Below are 2,948 nucleotides of genomic sequence, written 5' to 3'. Positions count from 1 at the left end.
TAATAGACGATTTAGAAATTAAACAAGATCTAGAAATCAAACAAATAGTTAGTAATGCTATCGTTCAGCCATTGGATCCCAGGGTGTTCGGCCATACCAGACGCCGTAAACAGGCAATAATCTTCTTGCGTGAGGCCGTAAGTATGCTTGATCACAGCCAAGCGCTGCTCGCGGAGGTGTTTGCGGATCAGCGGCTCAGGTAGCACGCCCCATGCCTCTTCTTGCAAAATGGTATTGAGCATATATTCAAAGCTAGAAAAGCCAATATAGCGGCGTGAGAAGGGTTGAAGCTCGGGATTGTCTTTTTCGTTGAGGTAGACCATTACCGCTTGCATGGCGTTACGTAGTTGATCATCACTGACCCGACGTAGTCGACTCAACGGATGCTCACTGTTACATACAGACATCATGCGAATTTTACCCAGCGGTTGGTAGTTGATACGAGGGTCGTCAATACGCTCGTAATCGACCCCAAACGCAAAGTCGACTTGTTGGGTTTCAACCAAGTTGGCCAAATCACCGCTCGAGGCCAGCACAAGGTTAAAGGAGGTCGCGGTAAAGCGCTTGTTAAGCTGATGGGCCCAATCCTGCCAAAGTTGATCGGGAATGGCATCATCACGCGCGATCCATACTTCGGCATTAAATCCCGCGTTCGCTTGCTCGCAAGTACGGCGAATACGCGCCGCCGTGACCGATATGCTCTCGAAATCTTTGTACACAGCTTTGCCGATTTCCGACAGTGTTAGACGGTTACCGGTGCGATAGAACAATTCGGCGTTAAGTGATTGTTCTAGCGCTTTAATCGCCATACTTAAACGTGAGCGATTCACATCCAGTTGACGTGCTGCTTCAGACACTGATCCGGTGTCTGCCACTGCACAAAACGCATCAATTTGGGTTAGATTCATGCCGCCCTCCTCGCGCTATCCTACCGGAGCACGGCAAAGACACAAGCAATAAAGGCGTTAGCATTTGTGTGTGACACCTCGTATAGTTACTTGCTCAACCCATTAAAAGCACTGACTTTTTTGGTTAACTCCTTCATGCGTTGATCAAAGCTGGTCACTGCTTGTTCACTTTGTTCAAATACCTCTTGGGTGCGACTTCCCTGCTGCGCTAACTCTTCAATACTTTGATTAATCTCATTCACGGCGCTGCTTTGTCGATTAGCACCATCAGCGATCCGCGCATTGTGCTCAAATAATTTTTGTAGGTTGCTATCCAAGGTGTCCATATTCGCAACCGCTTTTTGGTGAGTATCAAGACTATTCTGACTATCTTGGCTCACTTGATTAATTTGTCCGGTTACATTGTCGGATGCAGCACGAAGCTGATTGATGATTTCTTGGATCTCACTGGTCGACTCACCGGTACGTTGTGACAGCGAGCGCACTTCATCAGCAACCACCGCAAAGCCGCGGCCATGTTCCCCCGCGCGTGCGGCTTCTATCGCCGCGTTAAGTGCCAGTAAATTGGTTTGTTCGGAAATGGCACTAATCACTTCAAGCACTCGAAGAATATTCTCAATATGGTGATTGAGCTCATCCAAGCTAGTTTGGCTCGAGGTCATGTTTTCACCCAGTTGCTCAATATGCCGCAAACTGGTATGCATACCACTTAAGGCCTCTTTAAGCGCCGCATTCCCAGCTTGGGACAGCTCGCCGGCGTGATTTGCCGAATCCGTCACCTCAGTGGTAATTTCAGTAATATCTTGGCTGGCCGCAGAGATAGTTTGCAGCGATTGTTGCTGCACCATCCCTGCCTGATTCACTTCGTGGGCTTGTTGTTTTAGTACCCCAAATGCGGATTGCGACTCGTCAACGGTATGGTTCACTGCCTGCAATGCGTCACGAATACGCGCTAATAGACCGTTAATTTTATTGGCAAGACGTCCGACTTCGGCTTGATCTTTTACTGATATCTGATGACCCAAATCGAGTTTATTGGCAATTTCATCGACTTCAGTTGAGAGTTGCTTGATCGGTTGGGTCAAATTACTGATCACCCAGTGCGTGACAAGCAACGCAATGGCAATAAACACCAAGGTTACTAACAAAGACTGGATAAACTGATTCAAGATGGGTTCCGTTATTTGTGCTTTAGGGATTTCAACCACCACAAAGCGATCTAAGTCTGCTAGCCAGTAAGATCCAACAAAAAATGCTTTATCATCAATAGTTACTTCGCTAATAACCGGTTTATTGGCTCCTTTCGTCACCGCTTGCTGAAAGCGATTGGCGTTGTCTGCATTCAGTGCGGAGTCCGTTGGTGCCACCTCTACGCTGCCGTCGCGCGCGGCTAACATCGCACGCCCTTGCTCTCCAATGCGAAAACCCTGCACGAGATTAACCAAACTGCTGACATTAAAGCCGACACCCGCCACCACATAAGGCTGACCGGTAGCAGCGTTGACAGGGACACTCCGATAATTAATAAAAATCACATACTCGCTGTTATTCACATCGCGATTCATATTCAGCTCATAAGGTTGATTTTTATTCAAAAAATTGGGGTAGAAATCACGATAAGGGTAGGTCTGCATCGAGCTGCTCCGATGCTCACCATCATAGGTAAAAATATACTTGCCTTGCTCTGTGTCTATCGTCGCAAACGCATTATCTGCACCAAGACGCGTTTTCGCGTTGGAAAGTGCCTGATGAATTGGCGCGAGATTAGATAAGTCTCCGCCATTATCCACCCAATCGATTAGCCCCGAATGGTGAGCAAGAAAGTTAGAGCCCGTAATTGCTGGCTGCAGTTCATTACTGATCTCAAATGCCAACCCACGTAACTGACTAGGCAGAATGATATTTTTTAAATCATCAAGCTGTTTGTTTGCTGATAACATCGCTTGTTGCACCATCGCAATCAGCGTGCTGAGCACTAAAATGGTTGAGAGAACGATATAAATCCGCTTTCTGATTGAAAGAGTTTGCCAACGCATACAC

Annotated in this window: 2 protein-coding genes; both read right to left on the bottom strand. The window is 47.2% G+C overall.

The annotated features are described in order from the left end of the window. Nucleotides 1–29: 29 nt before the first annotated feature. Nucleotides 30–908 (bottom strand): LysR family transcriptional regulator, encoded by an 879-nt coding sequence (locus BZG79_RS13510; RefSeq protein WP_021023944.1) that lies wholly within the window; start codon nt 906–908, stop codon nt 30–32. Between the two features lie 86 nt (nt 909–994). Then, on the bottom strand, nt 995–2,948 hold a 1,954-nt coding region (locus BZG79_RS13505; protein ID WP_199877883.1), incomplete at its 5' end, for a methyl-accepting chemotaxis protein.

The organism is Salinivibrio sp. MA427 (assembly GCF_001996115.1).
GTDB lineage: Bacteria > Pseudomonadota > Gammaproteobacteria > Enterobacterales > Vibrionaceae > Salinivibrio > Salinivibrio costicola.
Note: the sequence above shows the minus strand (reverse complement) of the source record. Positions and strands in the feature narration are given on the sequence as shown.

Bases quoted from the DNA above. Each gene is read 5' to 3' on its own strand.
- BZG79_RS13510 (WP_021023944.1), bottom strand. From the start codon at position 908: ATGAATCTAACCCAAATTGATGCGTTTTGTGCAGTGGCAGACACCGGA.